The sequence below is a fragment of the Streptomyces sp. NK15101 genome, from assembly GCF_020400725.1.
GTDB lineage: Bacteria > Actinomycetota > Actinomycetes > Streptomycetales > Streptomycetaceae > Streptomyces.
Genome location: NZ_JAINVG010000215.1, coordinates 1 through 544, shown reverse-complemented (window position 1 = coordinate 544; position 544 = coordinate 1). Strand labels below are relative to the sequence as shown.

The 544-nt window shown below is 69.9% G+C and carries 1 protein-coding gene; it reads right to left on the bottom strand.

The genetic code is table 11. The features are described 5' to 3' along the window. On the bottom strand, nucleotides 1-544 hold a 544-nt coding region (locus tag K7G60_RS38675; protein WP_225805640.1), incomplete at both ends, for an RNA-guided endonuclease TnpB family protein.

Here is a 544-nt window from a genome sequence, read left to right as displayed (position 1 = left end):
ACCGCCAGTCCGGCGGCCCTGGCGATGTTGATCGCCGCGTTGACGTCCCGGTCCAGGACCGTTCCGCAGCCCCGGCACTCCCAGATACGGACGTGCAGGGGCTTGGGGCCGTCCTTGGCCCCGCACACGCAGCAGACCTGACTGGTGGGCTCGAAGCGCCCGATCCTGATGAAGGTGCGGCCGTACAGGGCGGCCTTGTACTCCAGCATGGCGACGAACGACGCCCAGCCCGCGTCGTGCACGGACTTGGCCAGGCGCGCGCGGGCGAGCCCCTTCACCGCCAGGTCCTCCACGGCCACCGCTTGGTTCTCGCGGATGATCCTGGTGGAGAGCTGATGGTGGAACTCACGCCGCGCGTCGGCCACCCGCGCATGCGCGCGGGCGACCTCGATCCGGGCCTTGTCCCGGTTGTGCGACCCCTTCACCTTGCGGCTCAGGTTCCGCTGGGCCTTCTTGAGCTTCTTCTCCGCCCGGCGCAGGAAACGCGGCGCCTCGATCTTCGTGCCGTCGGAGAGGACCGCGAAGTGACCGAGCCCCAGGTCGA